Source organism: Labrys neptuniae (assembly GCF_040797145.1).
Lineage (GTDB): Bacteria > Pseudomonadota > Alphaproteobacteria > Rhizobiales > Labraceae > Labrys > Labrys neptuniae.
The window spans coordinates 1-17464 of sequence record NZ_JBFNQD010000020.1; the positions used below are offsets into that span (position 1 = coordinate 1).

The 17464-nt window shown below is 56.8% G+C and carries 17 protein-coding genes; 7 read left to right on the forward strand and 10 right to left on the reverse strand.

Annotated features, from left to right (window positions below):
- Window positions 1-226 (reverse strand): Na+/H+ antiporter NhaA (locus tag ABXS05_RS30685; protein ID WP_367626523.1); only part of this gene is annotated, 226 nt, incomplete at its 3' end.
- Window positions 227-328: 102 nt separating this feature from the next.
- A complete protein-coding gene (locus ABXS05_RS30690; RefSeq protein WP_367626524.1) occupies window positions 329-1135 on the reverse strand; it encodes a polysaccharide deacetylase family protein in 807 nt (268 codons plus the stop codon).
- Window positions 1136-1688: 553 nt separating this feature from the next.
- On the opposite strand from ABXS05_RS30690, the gene ABXS05_RS30695 reads away from it, so the two are divergent.
- From ABXS05_RS30695 to ABXS05_RS30705, 3 genes are all read left to right on the forward strand, one after another.
- A complete protein-coding gene (locus ABXS05_RS30695) occupies window positions 1689-2045 on the forward strand; it encodes an SPW repeat domain-containing protein (protein WP_367626525.1) in 357 nt (118 codons plus the stop codon).
- Between the two features lie 85 nt (window positions 2046-2130).
- Complete coding sequence (locus ABXS05_RS30700; protein ID WP_367626526.1) at window positions 2131-2607, forward strand: Ros/MucR family transcriptional regulator; 477 nt, start codon at window positions 2131-2133, stop codon at window positions 2605-2607.
- A gap of 19 nt (window positions 2608-2626) precedes the next feature.
- Entirely contained in the window at window positions 2627-4189 is a 1563-nt protein-coding gene (locus tag ABXS05_RS30705) for an OpgD/OpgG family glucan biosynthesis protein (protein ID WP_367626527.1), read from the forward strand.
- A gap of 157 nt (window positions 4190-4346) precedes the next feature.
- On the opposite strand, the gene ABXS05_RS30710 is transcribed toward ABXS05_RS30705, so the two are convergent.
- A complete protein-coding gene (locus ABXS05_RS30710) occupies window positions 4347-4808 on the reverse strand; it encodes a MarR family winged helix-turn-helix transcriptional regulator (protein ID WP_367626528.1) in 462 nt (153 codons plus the stop codon).
- A gap of 267 nt (window positions 4809-5075) precedes the next feature.
- Here ABXS05_RS30710 and ABXS05_RS30715 point away from each other — a divergent pair, with 267 nt between their 5' ends.
- Entirely contained in the window at window positions 5076-6302 is a 1227-nt protein-coding gene (locus ABXS05_RS30715) for a chloride channel protein (protein ID WP_367626529.1), read from the forward strand.
- Between the two features lie 19 nt (window positions 6303-6321).
- Here the strand turns inward: ABXS05_RS30715 and ABXS05_RS30720 are convergent, their stop codons facing one another.
- The 7 genes from ABXS05_RS30720 to ABXS05_RS30750 form a co-directional block, all read right to left on the reverse strand.
- Entirely contained in the window at window positions 6322-7065 is a 744-nt protein-coding gene (locus ABXS05_RS30720; protein WP_367626530.1) for a DUF4336 domain-containing protein, read from the reverse strand.
- 92 nt (window positions 7066-7157) lie between these two features.
- Window positions 7158-7748 (reverse strand): invasion associated locus B family protein, encoded by a 591-nt coding sequence (locus ABXS05_RS30725; RefSeq protein ID WP_367626531.1) that lies wholly within the window; start codon window positions 7746-7748, stop codon window positions 7158-7160.
- A 335-nt stretch (window positions 7749-8083) separates the two neighbouring features.
- The gene (locus ABXS05_RS30730; RefSeq protein ID WP_367626532.1) at window positions 8084-8461 is read right to left on the reverse strand and encodes an SPW repeat protein; all 378 of its coding nucleotides are present in this window, start codon (window positions 8459-8461) and stop codon (window positions 8084-8086) included.
- A 146-nt stretch (window positions 8462-8607) separates the two neighbouring features.
- Entirely contained in the window at window positions 8608-9561 is a 954-nt protein-coding gene (locus ABXS05_RS30735) for an ABC transporter permease (RefSeq protein WP_367626534.1), read from the reverse strand.
- Window positions 9551-10486: an ABC transporter ATP-binding protein gene (locus ABXS05_RS30740; RefSeq protein WP_367626535.1), complete on the reverse strand. Its 936-nt coding sequence runs from the start codon at window positions 10484-10486 to the stop codon at window positions 9551-9553. Before ABXS05_RS30740 ends, ABXS05_RS30735 begins: the two co-directional genes overlap by 11 nt.
- A complete protein-coding gene (locus ABXS05_RS30745) occupies window positions 10486-11664 on the reverse strand; it encodes a COG1470 family protein (RefSeq protein WP_367626536.1) in 1179 nt (392 codons plus the stop codon). The genes ABXS05_RS30740 and ABXS05_RS30745 overlap by 1 nt, the downstream gene beginning before the upstream one ends.
- A 173-nt stretch (window positions 11665-11837) precedes the next feature.
- On the reverse strand, window positions 11838-14255 hold the full coding sequence (locus tag ABXS05_RS30750) for a penicillin-binding protein 1A (RefSeq protein WP_367626537.1): 2418 nt from the start codon (window positions 14253-14255) through the stop codon (window positions 11838-11840).
- A 927-nt stretch (window positions 14256-15182) separates the two neighbouring features.
- Here ABXS05_RS30750 and ABXS05_RS30755 point away from each other — a divergent pair.
- The 3 genes from ABXS05_RS30755 (at window position 15183) to ABXS05_RS30765 (ending at window position 17377) form a co-directional block, all read left to right on the forward strand.
- Window positions 15183-15848, forward strand: coding sequence for a cytochrome c oxidase assembly protein (locus ABXS05_RS30755; RefSeq protein ID WP_367626538.1), 666 nt, complete (start codon window positions 15183-15185; stop codon window positions 15846-15848).
- Between the two features lie 270 nt (window positions 15849-16118).
- Window positions 16119-16844, forward strand: a complete 726-nt coding sequence (locus ABXS05_RS30760; protein WP_367626539.1) for a DUF4336 domain-containing protein — start codon at window positions 16119-16121, stop codon at window positions 16842-16844.
- 257 nt (window positions 16845-17101) lie between these two features.
- Window positions 17102-17377: a response regulator transcription factor gene (locus tag ABXS05_RS30765; RefSeq protein ID WP_367626540.1), complete on the forward strand. Its 276-nt coding sequence runs from the start codon at window positions 17102-17104 to the stop codon at window positions 17375-17377.
- The last annotated feature ends 87 nt before the right edge of the window (window positions 17378-17464 follow it).

The following is a 17464-nucleotide window of genomic DNA, read 5'->3' on the forward strand; positions in this document are numbered from 1 at the left end:
CCAGGCCCACCAGCAGGAAGAACAGCGCCATCAGCCCGTCATTGATCCAGTGCAGCAGGCTGAGGCCGCCGACATAGCGATGGAGCGTATGGAAATAGGCTTCGCCGAGCGGCGAATTGGCCACGATCAAGGCGAGTGCCGCCACGGCCATCAGGATGATGCCGCCGGCAGCCTCGGTGGCAAGGAAGCTCCTGAGAAAGGATGGGCGGCGGGAAAGGAAAATCATAAGGACTCGATTCGAATTACGCTTAATTAGCGACGTTCGCCAAATTTACCGTTCAATTGTCAACAAGTCGGCGACCGAGAACATTGATTCAGCCGATACGGTTCAAGAGCCGAAATGATGCGTTAGGTAAAACTCCAACTGGTGGATGGAACCCAGGGGGTGAAGGATATCGAAAGGTACCGAAGGATCGCTCGCCCCAAACGATCTGCTTGACCCGGTCTGGGATGCCAGGTCCGTTGGAAGCCCATGCGTGCATGAGGACAGATTTGCCAGCGTCGCAAATCGAAATCCTCTGAGTTTGAGTGTGCGAATAATGGTAGGTATCGCTGCAACGGTACTTGCATGAATATCGTGCATCAGGATGACCGCCCCGGGCGGAGCGCCCGACACAATGAGGCTGGTGATATAACGTTCATCGTCAAGCCAGTCGAATGAGTCGAAGTTCCAAAAAGCCTGTCGTCGCCAGAGACCCGCCCTGCGCAAGACCCTTTCAACTCGGGCATCGACCAGCCCCCATGGCGGGCGGATGACATCTGGACGTTGGCCGGTCTCTGTCATAACGGCCTCGTCCGTCAGCTCGATTTCGGCAACGATCTCGTCGTCCGTGAGGCTCGTAAGTGCCCGGTGATCAAAGGTATGATTGCCGATCTCATGCTCCCCTTGGAAAGCTCGTCTTACCAGACCAGGCGAATAGGTGAGCCGTTTGCCGACAACGAAAAATGTGGCATGCACATGCTCGCCGGCAAGAATATCCAATAGCCGTGGTGTCAACGTGGTTTCTGGGCCGTCATCAAAAGTGAGAGCCACGCAGGCTTGTGATGCAAGGTGCGCTTGCTCGCTGCGACCGGCATGCGCCGAGGTGACGAACAGAGGCAACAGCATTGCCAATACGCAGGGTAAACGTCTCATCCAGCGATCTCAGACAGTCTGACGATTTCGACAACGAGCTGTCTTGGAGCTCTTCGCGGATCAATACGCAATTTGTAACTGGTTTGGAATATCGATCTTCGATATAAATATCGTGCAGTGACAACGGCTATCTTCACGCGCAGGGCCGAGTAGGGGAGACAGGGCCAGGCATTATATCGTGGAGGTGGCGAGCGGTGTCGACTGCCGAGTGGGAGGACGGGACGGAGCGGCAATCTGGCCGCTCCGTTCTGCCTGCGACTAGTTCTTGACCTCGACGACAAGCCCCCATTGTTTCCATGCCAGCAGATGCGGCCAAAAGCGGCTATGTCGCAAGGGTGGTGCTGTTTGCCGTGCCCCGCTCTGGTGGACGAGAGCATTCCGTTCTTAATCCATAGGGTCTCATGGGCGGGCCTCTGGCCCTTTGTTACGCTTTCATATGCGTCAGTCAGACTGGCCAAAGGCGACATCAATTAACGAAATTTAACTCGGCCATTATATCGACCTTCGATACAGTTTTGACGTGTGCATTTTTCTGTCGCTATGTGGAGGGGGCGTGTGGCGGTCGATAATATTCAATAGGAAGGCACAGGATTGGGCACTGGTCGGACTGGCAACCGCCTTGTTCTTGTCGCCTTGGTTTTTTGGGTTTGCTGCTAAACCGTCGGCCTGGATCGCCTGGTTCAGTTCTCTGTTCATTGCCTATCTGGGATTTGCAGCGACATTCTCCCGCGGCGAAGATTGGGAGGAGTGGCTTTGCGCCGCTTTGGGAGCAGGACTCTTGTTCGGGCCGGAAGCCGTGGGGCAGCCCTTTGGCATCGCCGCCACAACTACGTTCTGGGGGATCGGAGCGATGACAATGGCTATCTCGCTTTGGGCGGTCTGGCTGAATCGCCGGCCTGCCGATGAATGACACGCATCCGACCGGCCAATACCAAAAACAATCGTCGAAATCATGATCTGCGGCAGTGAACGGTACGAATAAAGGGGAGGGGACCATGGATCGAAGCGATCAGGAGGCGATCGAGGCTGACGTCGAGAATACCGCCGACAGATCTCTGCAGACCGCGCGAAGGATAGCTCAAATCACAAGAAGCTATGTCTCATCCAATCAGGTAGAGGCTAGTTCACTATCGACGCTCATATGCGATCTCGCGGCTGCTTTCGACAAAATCGCGATGAATGGCGCGGTGATCGAGAAGCCTTCGAAGCCAATCCCAGCGGTTCCGATCAAAAGATCGGTAACAAATGACTACATCGTTTGTCTGGAGGATGGTCTAAAATTTAAGACTCTAAAGAGGCATCTACAATCTCACTACAATATGACTATTGAAGAATATAAGAAGAAATGGAATCTGCCGGCAAATTATCCTACTGTTGCTTTCAACTACGCGAGGAGACGCACCGAACTTGCCAAGGCAAACGGCTTAGGTGGTCGTATCGCTCGGAGCAGAGCCGTCAAGGCGAAAGCATAGCGCAATGGGATCTCGGATAATGAGCTCGGAGAAGCGATCCGAACTCACAAGCAGGCGAGGCGCCCTCCAATTGGCAGGCGCTTCGCTTGTCGCCATCACCGGCATAAGTGCTGTGGATGGTCGTCTGGACGCAAGTGAATTCAGCGTCGATATGGTCAAGGCAAAGGCCAAAGCACTCAGCCTTGAAAAACATGTACCGGCATCGTTCGATCTACCATCCTGGCTTGATCACCTGAACTACGACGAATACCGAAGCATCCGATATGTCACGGATCAGTCGCTCCTCGCGGATGGCCCGTCGCGCTTTCGGCTTCAAATGTTTCACCGCGGCAGCATATTCAAACGTCGAGTCGATGTGAATGTCGTGAAAGGGGGGATCGTCCAGCCGCTCGCCTATTCCTCGACATATTTCAAGTCGACGCAAGTCGACAAGCTTGCTTCCTTGCCCAGCTCATTGGGATTTGCTGGTATCCGCATTCTTTGGCCGCTCAACAGCGACACGAAGTTCGATGAGGTCATATCCTTCCTCGGAGCAAGCTACTTCCGATTTCTGAGCAGAGGCCAGCAATATGGGCTGTCGGCCAGAGGGCTTTCGATCGGATCGGGCTCGCCTGGTGAAGAGTTTCCCTATTTCAGAGAGTTTTGGGTCCGAGAGCCGGCCTTTGATGCCGATGTCATAGCGATCTACGCCCTGCTCGACAGCCCCTCGGTGACGGGATGTTTTGAATTCGAGCTGGCTCCTGGAACTTCAACGCAACTGCATGTGCGAGCGACGCTGTATCCCCGCCGAAATCTGTCAGGCATGGGCGTCGCGCCACTGACGTCAATGTTCTTCTTTGGCGAAAACACGTTTCAGAAACCGCATGATTTCCGGTCGGAGGTCCATGACTCCGATGGTTTGGCGATCCATTCCGGATCTGGAGAATGGATCTGGCGCCCTCTTCGAAATCCTCCTTCATCGTCGATGTCTTCTTATATCGATAGTGGGACACACGGCTTTGGATTGCTCCAACGCGATCGTGTTTTTCGCAGTTATGAGGACCTGGAGGCCCGCTACCACGAGCGGCCAAGCTACTGGGTGGATTTTGGACACGCTCCCGGCAGCGGCAGGGTGGTGTTGACCGAGCTTCACGCCCGCAAGGAGAGCGAAGACAATATCGTGGCGTGCTGGGTTCCCGACGAGCAACCGGTCGCGGGCGGAGAGAGCCAGTTCAGCTATTCACTTGTCTCTGCCGCTGGGCCACTACACGGCGGGGGGCGGTCGGTCAGCACGTTCGAATCCAAGGCCGGCGTCGCGACGTCGAAGGGACGGGAGCAGACGATTCGCTTCATCCTTGATTTTCGAGGCGGCGCCTTAGGCTCAAAAAATCTGGATGTTGCCAATGTTAAACTGGTTGCATGGGCATCGGACGGTCAGGTCATTCGAAGCAGCGTGCAAAAAAATCCGGAGATTGCCGGCATTCGGGCCACCTTCGACGTTGAGCTGCCCGTCGTTGGCGGTACTGAGTTGCGGGCATTTCTAAGATCCGGAAAAGACGTGCTTACAGAAACCTGGTCATATCGACACGATGGTATCGATTGATGGCCTTTGGGATGCAGTGACTTTCTGGCCAGCTCGCTCTCCAATCGCAATACGTCATTGCCCGTTGTGCGTGACAGATATTTCCGTCGATCGAGGGCCAAAAGAAGAGCGCATCCCTCCGGCGCGCAACGCATTGAGTTTGCCACATCGCCTCGACCTATTGCGGCGACTGCATCAGATCCTGAAGGGTCCCAACGAAATTCGCTCCGGCACGCCGCAGTTCCTCGACGTGGATGGAGGCGAGCGAGCGAAGATGTTCTTCTCCGACATTCGTCAGTGAAATGAACACCCGTCGCTTGTCGTGGGAATCAGGGACGCGCGTAAGCAGGCCAAGCTTGGCCATTCGATTGACAAGCGAAACGGCCGTGTGATGGCGAATGAACATCAACTCGGCAAGATCGCCCACTGATAGAGGCTCGTGGCGTGAAAAGCCCTTGATTGCAACCAAGGCCTGGTACTGATGAGGTGTAACCCCAGCCTTTGCTGCGGCGTCCTCCGAAAAGGCGAGATATTTTCTGATTTCGTAACGAAACCGGGCCAGAGCATCGTAGTTCACCTCGCTCTCTTTCCCCGTCGAACGCTTGGTGGCGGGACGCGAAGGGCGTTTGTCCTCGGTCATGACTTACTCCCAGACACAACTGGCATCGCTGCTTGAGGAGCCCCTCTCGGCGGCGTATATCGAACTTCGATGCATTATCGGCGGCTATAGGACTCTGGTCGCTCTTGCTTTGGAGAAGGTCAAGTCGTGCCAGCCAAATTACAAGGGGAGCACCCACCATATCGTTCTGACGAACCTTTGCGAGGGGGCAAAGGCGGCCTTCGGGTGAAAGCAAGGGGCCTGCCACTGCTTTTGCGTCGGCGAACGGCAACCACGGTCGGAGCCGTCGTGCTCGGGCTCGTCGCACTTGCGTTTGCCTGGCTTGCAGACGAGGCTTCGCGCTTGTTCCTGTTACTCGTTGATCGGGCCCCCTATTCACCGTTGATCATCACACCACTCGGGCTGGCGGCACTCGTGGCGCTCACACAACGCCTCGCGCCAGCCGCGCGTGGCTCTGGTATCCCTCAGGTCATCGCCGGGGCGGCGGATCCGCGGCGAGCGATTGGCGCGGGCCTCATTTCCATGAAAACCGCTATTTTGAAATGTGCAGGAACTGTTGCTGCCCTGCTGGTCGGCGCTTCCGTAGGGCGCGAGGGACCGACCGTTCAGGTCAGCGCCGCGATCATGGCTTATGTTCACCGCACACTCAGGATCGACCTTTCATCGGCTGTGGTAATCGCGGGGGGAGCTGCCGGCGTGTCGGCCGCCTTCAATACACCGCTTGCCGGTGTGGCCTTTGCCATCGAGGAACTGGCCGCGTCCTATCAGCAACGACTGGCACTCCTTGCCATGGCAGCCGTCATGATCTCCGGGCTGGTCAGCCAGGGCATCGCCGGTGACTATGTTTACTTCGGCGCCGTGCATCAGATGATCGCGTTCCGTCTGGCTTTGGTCGTCTCGTTGGCGGCCGGCGTCATTGGTGGGCTATGCGGAGGCCTCTTCTCGCAGGCGGTGATCGCCTTTGGCAGTACCTCTTGGCGACCGGTTGCCTTCATGCGCTCCCGGCCGATCGCGTTGGCTGCTGGGTGCGGTGTTGCAATCGCTATGCTTGGCATCGTGACAGGTGGCGAGACCTGGGGGGCGGGCTATGATTCTGCCAAAATGTTGGTCGAGTCCCAGTCCCAACCCTTGTGGTTTGGTCCTGCTAAATTTCTGTCGACTTTGATAACCATGCTCAGTGGTGTTCCTGGAGGCATCTTTGCCCCCTCCTTGGCTACCGGAGCGGGCGTCGGGAATCTGTTGTCGCTGTTTTTCCCCGGCGAACCGCTCGGAGCGGTCGTTATTTTGGGCATGACAGGCTACTTCGTCGGCGTCGTGAGAGCACCGCTCACTGCGGTGCTGATCATTGCGGAAATGACGGACAATCGCGCGATGATCCTGCCACTGCTGGCGACCGCGATTATCGCGGATGGCGTGTCGGCCTTCGTCTGCCCGCAGCGGCTCTATCACGCCTTGTCCAAGGCCTTTACCCTTCGTCCGGCGCCTCAAAAACCGGAATCAACAGGGCAGGGATAGATATTCGATCGACAAGTCGTCAGAGTACCCAGCGAAAAGCTCGTTTGAGTTCGCTGAGGCCATCGCGGTCGTAGCAGCGCCCATGTGAGAGTATAATTCGCTCGGGGTTCCACTCGATCATTCGTCGAACCGCCGAACGCACCTGGTCCCGATGTCCCAGGAAGCTCAACTGCATGTCGTAGGGCGCCTTCCCGTCTGGATCGGATGCGCCTGCGAGCCGAATGACCCAGCGCAACCATCGAGCGTGGATTCGACATGGCTCGAAATTCTCAATGAGGTCAGTGAGTATCAAGGTCCGGCTGGAGCGATGGAAGAAATCGACCTCTGTCAATAAGGTCCCGCACACAAGACATTGCGCGATTGAGTCTGCCCATGCTCGAGGCGCTGTCTCACCGAGCTCTTCGTCGATTCTTGTCGGGCGACGTGTTTTGGCGACGAGGCCTGGAGGGCCATAGCTGCGGGCGGCCGGGAAGCCCTTTTGCCAATCCGGCAGATACCAATAATGCAATGTGTTGGGAGCAATGAGGCAGGATACGTGGCCCAGTTGCGCCACTGCGGCCGCAAGACAATCGTGCCAGGCGATGGGAGAATGAACCCAGATATCACCAGATGGCAGGCGTATCACCGTCATGCGTGTGGGAAAAGGTATCGTCAGTCCAAGACTGCGCATCTGTATTTCCGGACCGTCGGCGATCCATACGTTTTCAGCAAGTTGCTTCAGGCTGTTGAGAGGCAAATACGGTGAATGGGCTTGCATGGGCATGCTCCACCTTCAACGGTGATGATTGCCAATCGAAAGGGAGCTGTTGCCCGCGATCTTGCTTTCGGTCCCGATCGACTCGGGACCGAAAGCGCCTAGCGGCAATTGCGCGATGCCAGATCCCAGGCTTTGGTGAAACCAGTGAGCGAGAAAGTATCGACGTTGCGATTTCCACGGCCAGTCAACGTCACGATGGTCAGTTGTTGACCTGCTTTCATCAACTCGACAATCCTGCCCTGATCCCCATCGTTTTGTGGCCAGCCATTCTCGCCTTTCCCATAGACCATGAAACTGCGTCCTCCGATCTGGAGGCTATGCGAGCTTCCCGTCCGGAGGGGAAATCCCAGGGAGACAGCAATTTCCGGCATTGCAGCCCTTCCCGCATGATGGGTGACGAACATGCTGCCGGGATCTCGGCGCAGGCCATCGGGGCTTCTTACCTTCGGAACGGCTTGCACGTAGCAATCCCGAGTGTTCGAACCCTCCACCGCGTAGACCTTCCAGTCCCCGAATGTGCCCATGAGTTGAGGCGATGCCGCCATTGCGGGCGACAAACTTCCTCCAACTAGGAGAGCGATGGCTGCAAAGAGCCGAGGCCACATCAAATAACGGCGCCATCGGATCTTGGCAGGCATAAAGGCCGTGATCTTCGTTGGGCAACGGGGCACACGTTTGGCGGCCGGCATTCCGTGGATTCCTTGCAAGAAAGGGGGCATTGACCACTTGAGAGCATCGGCGCGGGTGCGCGGCTCGGCGCAGGGCCTGCGTTGCCTAAGGAGGTCGTCTGCCCATGTAAGAAGCGTGCCAATCTATATCGAAGTTCGATATAGATTGGCAATCGGGGCGAAGCCAGAGTTGCTGCCAAGGTAAATGATCGGTTGAACGAGGGTGGTAAGTTCTAAGCTGTGAAAGCCGCGCGTAAAATGCGCTCGCTACCACCCTCTTTCAGCAAGCTGGACCTCGAGGAGGTTATGTCGAGGTCAGAATCCTTGCTGTAGCGCGCCGGATATGAAGTCAGCTGTCATTGCTTGGTGGCAACCGGCGAATGTCTGAATGACCACTCGGCCCAGAGTGACACCGCAATCGTCATAAGGCCTATGATGCGGTGAGCCCAGGCGATGAGAAAATCAGTCCCAAAGCCGAGGAGATGCGGGGCGAAGACGAGCCAGAGCCCAAGTGCGGTCGTGACCCATTCTTCCCATTGGGAAATCTGGAACAACGACGCTTCGAAAAGAGACGCCGCGGCGAGATAGGCAAGCAGGATGGCCCCCAGCCAGGCACTCCAGCTTGCTGCGTGATCGCCGGTGCCGGCGACCCACGGCGTGATAAAAAGAGCGAGCGCAAGGATGCCGAGAAGCCAATCCTGCGCGCTTTTATTCTGCCAGATCGTACGGGGCATTTTGTCCTCCAACACTGACGCCAAACGAGTTCGAAAAAAACAAGCCAAATATATCGAATATCGATATATTTGGCTTGTTAAAATGCCGTAATGCGAGACGGCACCTGCTTTGATCGAGGCGTCGTCCGTCGTGCTGAGCTTCCCGGTCAGGCCCGGACTTCTTGTCGCTGAAAGACGATGTAGGCGATGGTGTAGACCAGCACCATCGCCGCAATCAGTCCGGACAGCTGCGGCCAGATCAAAAGAATGCTTTGCCCGAATGGAAGCGGCGAGCCGATTACCGCGCCCTCGAGTTGACTCATGAACACGAGCCCGAGGGAACGGGTTGCCGGATTGAGGAGGGCGCTGATTGTCTCGCCATAGAGCGTATTCGGCGAGAGACGCGCAATCATGTGCGAGACCTCCATCTGATGGACCGCCGTCATCGGATCATAGGGATTGACCGGAGCGATGAAACTGGCCGCCAGTGGTGCGATCATGCCCCAGAACAAGGTGAACACCAGCCACAAGGTCAGTGTCGCGAGCGCTGATGTGGCGGGAGAGCGGAAGATCGTCGAGAACAACAGCGCCACAGCCAGCCACACGCCTGCATAGGCCAGTGAAGCCAGGAGAAACGCGATGCCGCGCAGGATTTCCTCGCCCGACGGAGGCAGACCCAAAGTGAGAATGCCCATGCCTGTTATCAGCAGCCATAGAACGAGGAGGCAAATGCCGATGACCGTCAGCCCGCCGAGGAATTTTCCCGCCAAGAGCGCGTCACGATAGATGGGTTGAGACAGGATGCGGCTCATTGTCCGACGGCTATACTCGCCATTCACCGCGTCAAATCCCAAGGCGATGCCGACCAATGGCAACAGGAACCCGAGGAAGGCGACGAAGGAAGGCAACGGCTCGCGGGCGGTCGTCAGCAGGCGCAGGAAGAGAAACGGATCTTCCCCGACATTGGCCTTGATCTGACCGATCGCGCCGTAGATCGCGCCGGCCGCAGTGAGAATCACGAGTAGAGTCACCAGATGCATCCTGGCGCTCGTCATATGATCGGCAGCCTCTTTGAGGGCCACCGTCGACGTCCCGGTAAAAGGCGAGCCTTCACGCTGCATGGGTCACCTGTTCAAAATAGCGGACATAGACCTCGTCGAGGCTGGATCGTTCGGAGGAAAGACGGCTTAGCGTACCTCCCGCCTGTATGATCGTTTTGGCGATATCATTGCGTAGGTCTCGGTCCGCCTCGACGCGCAACACGCCGGATGCCGACGAGGATATCCGGGTGACGCCGGCGATACGACCCAGCAGGGCTTCTGCCTGGCATCCTTGCGCTTCGACTTCCGTCACACGGAAGCCCCCAAGCACCTGCCGTGCAAGGTCGGAAACACGCCCTACCAATCCCGCCTTGCCGCGATGAAACAGGGCGACGCGGGAGCAGACCGCCTCGACCATGTTGAGCAGATGCGAAGAAAGGATCACCGTCATTCCTTCTCGCGACAGCCGGCCGATCAATTCGAGCAGTTCCTGGGTCGACTGCGGATCGAGACCGGCAGTCGGCTCGTCCAGGATCGCTACCTCGCATGCCTTGACCAGCAGCTCGGCTATTCCCAGGCGTTGCCGCATGCCGCGGGAAAAGGTTGCGACGCACCGGTCGGCCACATCGCTCAGGCGTACTCTCGACAGGGCCGCATCGATACGAGGCTGCAGTTCGGATGTCGCAATCCCGCCCAGTCTTGCGGTGTAGGTGAGGTTTTCTCTTGCGGTGAGGTGGTCGTAAAACCCCACCGCATCGGGCAGATATCCCACTTTCCGCTTGACCTTGAGCGGTTCGCGCAAGGGATCGAAGCCCAGTACGCGCACGTGCCCGGCACTGGGTTCGGTCAAGCCCAGGAACAAGAGGATGCTCGTCGTCTTTCCCGCGCCGTTGGGACCGAGCAGGCCGAAAACCTCGCCCGCTTCGATGGTGAGATCAAGCGCATCGACCGCAGTCGCCTGGCCATAGCGCTTGGTGAGGCCTTTGGCCTCGATCACCGGGGTCATCAGCGCCGACCGTAGCGCGTCACGGCAAAGCCGAGCACGAGGACAGCGGCCGCAATGACGCCGAGGCCCGCTGCTCCCCAGACTGTCGAGGTCACTACCGTGACTCGGAATTCAGCGTTGTCGTAGACGCCGTCCCCCGATGCGCTGACGTTCACCATGTAGTCGCCCGCTATTGCCTGTCCCGAGGGCGTCAAATGAAGGGAGACTTCCTGGCTGGCGTTCGGCGCGAGCGCATCGAGGGCCTTGGGTTCGAATTCGGCTTTCCAGCCCGTTGGCGCTCGCGCGGTCAGCGTCACATTCTTGGCAGGTGCACTGCCCGAATTGGCCAGGGTGAAATTCACATCCGTTTCCTTGCCGGCCACTGCTCGTCCGGACAAGCGCCCGTCGGGGCCGGAGACATTGATCTGTGGCTGCCCGGTGATGTCGAGGCCAAGTTGTGTCTCTCCTTTCGCCTTTGCACTGGTCGCAGCGACCCCCACGGCATATTGACCGGCAGGTATGGTCTTGGGCGGGGCGATGGAAACCTTGAGTGTCTTGCTCTCTCCTGCTTTTAGCGGCAGGCTGGTCAATTCCTGGCTGCCATATTGCTCCTTGAAGGTTGCGACGAAGCCCGGGGGGGTCGTAGCAATCAGGTTGAACGTCCCGGCATCAGGGCTGTCATTCTTGACCGCTACATTGAAGTCGAAGCTAGACTTCGACGTGCCGCGAAGCGCGGGAAGATCGGGCTGCAGGGTCACCTTGGCTGGAGACTGGCTTGCTAGCGTCATGGCGATCGGCAGACTGAGGGCCTGCCCATCATTGGTCTTTCCTTGTACGATGAAGTCGTAGGTTCCCGGTTTCGCATCCTTGGGGGGCGTGAGCTTCAGGGTGAGGCGCTGGTTTTGGTCGGGGGTCACCATCGCCGACGAAATGGGCCTGCCGCCGCCGGAGAGCTCCCATTGCCAATCCTTTGGCAGGCCGGTCAGGGAAAAAGACACGGTGGCGAGAGGGCGATTGACGTTGGATAAGGTGATGTCGAGCCTGGCGTCGTCGCCGATACGCTCGGTTAGGGCAGGAAAATCCGTAGCCAGCCAAAGACCGGACGGCTTTCCTGTTTGGTCCTGGGCCAAGGCTGGCATTCCAGCCGACAACAGCGCTCCCGACAAGACGAGCGAGGAAGCCAGAAGGCGGATTCGCATGGTGGGTTTCTCCCTATGTTTTACTCCATGCCTCCCAGCTTCAATCATGTATAGATTCAAAATTGGCGAGATTTTGGCGCGTATTTCTAAAATTAATTAAATAATTTTAAAGTTAATTCTCGATAATTTCTTAAATTATTTAATTGATTAATTTCAAATTTCGCTCATTTCGTTCAGTACAGATCGCCGGTCCCCAGGGAAACACTGCGGCCGCCTTGTTGAAACGAGGCATTGATGGGGCCATTGTCTGGTGGCGCCGTGCCGATCTTGAAGGCCTCCAGCAATGAGCCTTGTTCATTGCCGGCTCGCTGCCCCGTGCGTGGATTGACAGTGATCAGTTTTATTCCGGCCGGAGGTTGGAACGGCTCGGCAGGTGTCCCTGCGAGAGCGGCCTGCATGAACTCTCCGAAGATGGGGGCGGCCAATCGCCCACCTGTCGCCATGCGGCCCAGGGGGCGCGGTACGTCATAGCCAAGATAGACGCCGGCGACCAAATGCGGGGAGTATCCGACGAACCACACGTCTTTGGAATCGTTGGTGGTCCCCGTTTTGCCGGCGATCGGCCGGGCGAGGGATTTCAAGACCCTTGCCGTCCCCCGCTCCACGACGCCCTGCAGCATGGACGTGATCTGATAGGCCGTCGTGGAGGGCAGCACTTGCTCTGTGATGTCGACCAATCGGGGCTCATCCTGCCCGGTCCAGGAGGGGGAATTGCAGCCCGGGCATTGGCGCTGGTCGTGCCTGAAAATGATGCTCCCATTGCGATCCTGGATTTCATCCACCAACGAAGGCGTTACACGCTTCCCACCATTGGCGAGCATGGCATAGGCCGTCACCATGCGCGTGAGCGTTGTCGCGCCCGAACCCAGCGACATGGCGATATAGGGTGGCAGGTCGTCGTAAATTCCAAATCGGCGGGCGTAGCTGGCAATCAGGGGCATGCCGATCTCCTGCGCAACCCGGACTGTCATCACATTTCGGGACCATTCCAGGCCAAAGCGCAGTGGACGTGGACCGTAATATTTTCCGCCATCGTTGGCTGGGCTCCACAAAGGCTGTCCGCCACCTGGATCGATGCTGATCGGGTCGTCCGAAACGATGGTGGAGGGCGTGTAGCCGTCATCGAGCGCTGCCGCATAGATGAAGGGCTTAAAGGAGGAACCCGGCTGACGCCACGCCTGTGTGGCACGGTTGAAGTTGCTGTATTGGAACGAAAAGCCGCCATCCATCGCAAGGATGCGGCCGGTCACGGGGTCCATCACGACGATCGCTCCCGATATCTCCGGTATCTGCCGAAGTTCGAAGGAGCCGCTGTCTTTGGCGGGGGCGACGTACACGACGTCCCCAGCTTTGAGGACATCGTCCACGCTCGCCACGGAATGGCCGCCGAACGAATGCACCCAGCGCACACCGTTCGAGTTGATCGTACCGGTGCTGAGACGACTGGCGTCCCGCGGCTTGCCTTCGGGAGTGTGACGCAGGCCTATCAGTGCCGTGTCGTGATCGACCTTGAGCACGACCGCCAGTTGCCAGGGCGCGATATCGTCGGGCTGGCCCAATCCTGTAAGTGCCTTGTGCCAATCGTGGCTTGGATCGAGATGAGCCACCGGACCACGATAGCCCTGCCGCTGGTCCCAGCGCACCAGGCCATCAAGCAGCGCTTTGTGAGACAGAGCCTGCAGGCGACGGTCCAGGGAGGAACGGATCACCAGGCCGCCCTCATTGAGCTCGTTGGCGCCATAGCGATCGTTCACCTGTTTACGGATATCCTCGGCGAAATATGAAACACCGTTGGAATGGTCCAAAGGGACATGGCGGCTCGATGCCACCAATGAAGCCTGAGTAGCTTGAGCGGCTTGGTCGAAAGTGATGAAACCTTCATGTGCCATGCGGCCGATCACCCAATTGCGGCGGGCAATGGCAGCTTCACGATTTCGGACCGGATCATAATTGCTCGGAGCCTTGGGCAGGCTCGCGAGATAGGCCATCTGCGCGACGGACAGGTTCTTCAGCGATCGGCCGAAATAGTTCAGGGCCGCCGCAGCCACACCGTAATTTCCTGAACCAAGATAGATCTGGTTCAAATAAAGTTCCAGAATTCTGTCTTTGGAATAGGTTTGGCTGATACGAAGTGCCAGGATTGCTTCTTCCAGCTTGCGTCGATACGAAACTTCGTTGTTCAAGAAAAAGTTCTTCACAACCTGTTGCGTGATCGTCGATGCGCCCATTGGTCGCCGATTGGAACCATGTTGCTTCAGATTGTTCACGATCGCGCGGACAACGCCAAGCGGGTCGATGCCGGGATTGGAATAGAAGCCTTTATCCTCGGCGGCCAGGAAAGCATCGATGAGTGTCTGGGGGATCAACTGGATCGGCACGAAGATTCGTCGCTGCCTGGCATATTCTGCAAGGATTGAGCCGTCAGCGGCGTAAACCCGCGTCATGATCGGCGGTTCATAGCTTTCCAACTGCCGATAGTCGGGAAGATCCTTGTTGATGCTGGCAATCACGCCGCCCATCAGGGCTGCCGAAGCCAAAAGCGCAAGCGAAAGGCTGGAAAAAACGAAGCCCAGAAACCGGATCCAGATCATCTTGTGGGCCCCGTCCGGCGCATGGAAGCGACGTCTTCCGGCGACATAAGCGACGGGAATTTCGTATCGAATTTCGACATAACTGCCGAATTAATTTTCAGTAATACGGTTGGTGGGGCGGCTTGCCCTGGCTCAGGTGGGCGAGTTCCCTATCATACTGGTCGCTAATCGATGACCCAGGTGGGCGCTGAGACAGAGGTCGGTTCTCCTTCGCGGCGATGGGCACGCCCCTTTAGTCCGAACGTTCTTCGGGAGCCATTTGCGTCTTCGCGATCCCCACCGTCAGGGTTAGAACGCTCACGCTACCGGCGCTTGCTATGCAGCAATACTTCGACCACCGATATCGCCCCTCGCCGACTTCGCATTATGGCGATGTCATCGGTGAATGTTGTTTGATTGAGATGCAGATGCCCTGCAGAGCTGAGTGAAAGCAGTTGCGCTGCTTATGATCTCGCGGCGACTTGAGCCTTGTCTACGTATGCGGGGACGCCCGCGATCAATTCCCTTTCACTCGTAAGACCGAGGACAACCCATAAGCACGCCCCGATCAGAACGATCGCAACAATGAAGACAGCGATTGCGGAACAGTCACTCCGATCCATGACACTCAGCCACCATTCTTTAGGGTCCTCATGAGCATGTCTGGAACCCCGCCGTTTCATCTCCGTTCGAACGCAAGCTTAGGAAGACCTTGAAAGAAGTGCCACGTAATGAGGGACAAAGCATGGCAGGCAGGGCCAGGAGGGCTTGACCGCCGTCTCGGGTGGAGCTTACTATATCGAGAGTCGATATAAATGTGGAACAACATGACGCCCCGGCGGCCTCCTTCCTTAATAGAAAACAGATTCATGCCTCTTTTGTATAAGAGTAGATTTCGTTAGAGTATCATAAGGGTTATTTGTATTTATATACTATAGAGAGTGTGTGATGATCTCTATAAATAAGGGCGTTCGCCTGACTGTATTGCTCTCTTGCGCGTTTGTTGGCAGCATGCTTGTCACAGTGTCTTATGCGCCGGCGCTGTATCGGGCGTTTTGCGGGGCTACTGGCTTCGGTGGGACGACAAGAAGGGCGTCCGGTCCGGTCGCCAGTCACGGCGCTCTCGCCCCTCATGCCCCACTAAAAGTGACGTTTGACACCAATCTGGCACCTGGCCTCGACTGGAGTTTCAAACCCGAGCAGCGGTCGGTCACTGTTGATGTCGATTCACCAACCACGGTCTATTTCGATGCCACGAATAATTCCGAAAAAACCGTCGTTGCCCGCGCAGTCTACAATGTCACTCCGTCGGCAATTGCGCCGTATTTCTACAAGATTCAATGCTTCTGTTTCACTCAAGAGCGGCTCGCGCCAAAACAATCTGCCAGAATGCCGGTTGTGTTCTACATTGATGACAACATGCTCAGCGATGCAAGCGCCAGAGGGGTACAGGAACTCACTCTTTCCTACACTTTCTATGGTCAAAAGGACCTGCCGTCAGACAAGGTTGCAGCGGTTAGGGATCTCAAAGCAGGGTCTGATCGAGAGATTAGGCAAGGGATCAATCCTAAAACCCAATATGAGAACGTAACTAGGCAGCGGCAGTGGCCGTAGTATATTTTATTGAAAATAGAATCGTATAGCAATTTATTCTAAAGATAAAATAGTCATTGGGAATTAAATAAAACAATTTTTGAACTTATTTGGAAATATCTGTGCTGGCCATTTCTGGCTTTTGTGCGAAAACGAGGGCGGAGATCATTCCCGCTGATCCGCAACTCATCGACCGCCTCCTCTCAACGCCGCTTGCTCCACTTGGAACAAATCAACCATCAGCCGTATAGTTGACACAGCACCCCTTTTGGCTGCCGGCGAGGAAACGAGATGGCCCTCACCAGCTACATCTCCGACCAAATATGGCTTTGCACCTATCCTATTCGTCTGGCGGGGACGAAGTTCGAAGCACGCATGACGACGATCCGGCTCGCCTCTGGCCTGGTCATGCTGCATTCACCCTGCCATATCACTGCATCCATAGCCGAGGAAATTTCGGCAATCGGCTCGGTGGGCCACATTGTCGTCCCTGGCAATTTTCACCATTTGCACGCATCGTCGGCGCAGATCGCATTTCCTGGTGCAAGCACGTGGATCTGTCCGGGTATTGAAAGAAAACGGCCCGATCTGAAGTACGATGGCATTCTCGGTGACGTCGCGCCTGCGGACTGGGCGGGAGAAATTGACCAGGTGCTGGTGCAAGGGACGCGCCTCATGCGTGAAGTTGCAATGTATCACCGCGCCAGCCAAACACTGATCCTTGTTGACCTCATCGAGAACTTCACGGATGCGACACCCAACACAGGGGGAGCGTTGAAGTTGTGGTTTAAATATGTGTTGCGGATGTGGGGGAAGCCTGGACCAGCACCTGAGTACAGGATGGGGTGGAACGATCGGAATTCACTGGCAATGTCGCTCCGGCGCATACTGGCCTGGGACTTCCGGAAGATTGTGTTGTCACATGGCGACCTGATCGATCAAGACGCACATGGAGTTGCGGCTGCAGCCTGGTCGAAAATCCTCGGCTTCGATGATTTGTCTGCTCGGGAGGCCTAAACTCTTACTCTCCTCCATAGCGGACGTGGGTGAGGGTATAATCAACCTTGGGCAGCGCTTGATAGCACCAAAGGAATATTCGAGTGAAGGCTGCACGATATTGGCTCACGCCATCCTGCCCGTCCAAGGCTTGCGCCGGATCGAGATAAACGACCGCAGCACTAGCACTACTTTGGCAGATTTTTAGAGCTGAACCGTCGGCGGCAATACGAACATCGTGTTGATGTTGGCGGTTCGAGAGCGGCGATGACTATGTTGTGAAGCCGTTCAACCAGCGGGAAGTCGTCGCACGGGTCATGGCTGTGCTGCGCCGAACTTTTGACGAGCGGCAGGATGCTACCTGCCGCTTCCGCGCGATAGAGGTGGATTTCGGCAGCTATGCGGCCTTCGTCAACAGGGGCGGCCAGCGTACACCTTTGCCCCTGACGCTGAGCGAGTGCAGGATTCTCGCTCACATGATCGGTCACCCGACCCAGGCGCTTGGACGCGCTGATATCCTTGACGCTTGTATGCCCGAAAGCGACGCGGCATGAGGCTGGGAATTGTCTGCCAGACCGGGGGCAGCCCAATTAGCTTATCCGAACGTCCGGAAAACCGGCAGCAGGCGAAATCGTAGAGGA

Bases quoted from the DNA above. Each gene is read 5' to 3' on its own strand.
- ABXS05_RS30700 (WP_367626526.1), top strand. From the start codon at position 2,131: ATGGATCGAAGCGATCAGGAGGCGATCGAGGCTGACGTCGAGAATACC.
- ABXS05_RS30755 (WP_367626538.1), top strand. From the start codon at position 15,183: ATGATCTCTATAAATAAGGGCGTTCGCCTGACTGTATTGCTCTCTTGC.
- ABXS05_RS30740 (WP_367626535.1), bottom strand. From the start codon at position 10,486: ATGACCCCGGTGATCGAGGCCAAAGGCCTCACCAAGCGCTATGGCCAG.
- ABXS05_RS30705 (WP_367626527.1), top strand. From the start codon at position 2,627: ATGAGCTCGGAGAAGCGATCCGAACTCACAAGCAGGCGAGGCGCCCTC.
- ABXS05_RS30725 (WP_367626531.1), bottom strand. From the start codon at position 7,748: ATGCCGGCCGCCAAACGTGTGCCCCGTTGCCCAACGAAGATCACGGCC.
- ABXS05_RS30730 (WP_367626532.1), bottom strand. From the start codon at position 8,461: ATGCCCCGTACGATCTGGCAGAATAAAAGCGCGCAGGATTGGCTTCTC.
- ABXS05_RS30745 (WP_367626536.1), bottom strand. From the start codon at position 11,664: ATGCGAATCCGCCTTCTGGCTTCCTCGCTCGTCTTGTCGGGAGCGCTG.
- ABXS05_RS30760 (WP_367626539.1), top strand. From the start codon at position 16,119: ATGGCCCTCACCAGCTACATCTCCGACCAAATATGGCTTTGCACCTAT.
- ABXS05_RS30690 (WP_367626524.1), bottom strand. From the start codon at position 1,135: ATGAGACGTTTACCCTGCGTATTGGCAATGCTGTTGCCTCTGTTCGTC.
- ABXS05_RS30710 (WP_367626528.1), bottom strand. From the start codon at position 4,808: ATGACCGAGGACAAACGCCCTTCGCGTCCCGCCACCAAGCGTTCGACG.
- ABXS05_RS30750 (WP_367626537.1), bottom strand. From the start codon at position 14,255: ATGATCTGGATCCGGTTTCTGGGCTTCGTTTTTTCCAGCCTTTCGCTT.
- ABXS05_RS30735 (WP_367626534.1), bottom strand. From the start codon at position 9,561: ATGCAGCGTGAAGGCTCGCCTTTTACCGGGACGTCGACGGTGGCCCTC.
- ABXS05_RS30720 (WP_367626530.1), bottom strand. From the start codon at position 7,065: ATGCCCATGCAAGCCCATTCACCGTATTTGCCTCTCAACAGCCTGAAG.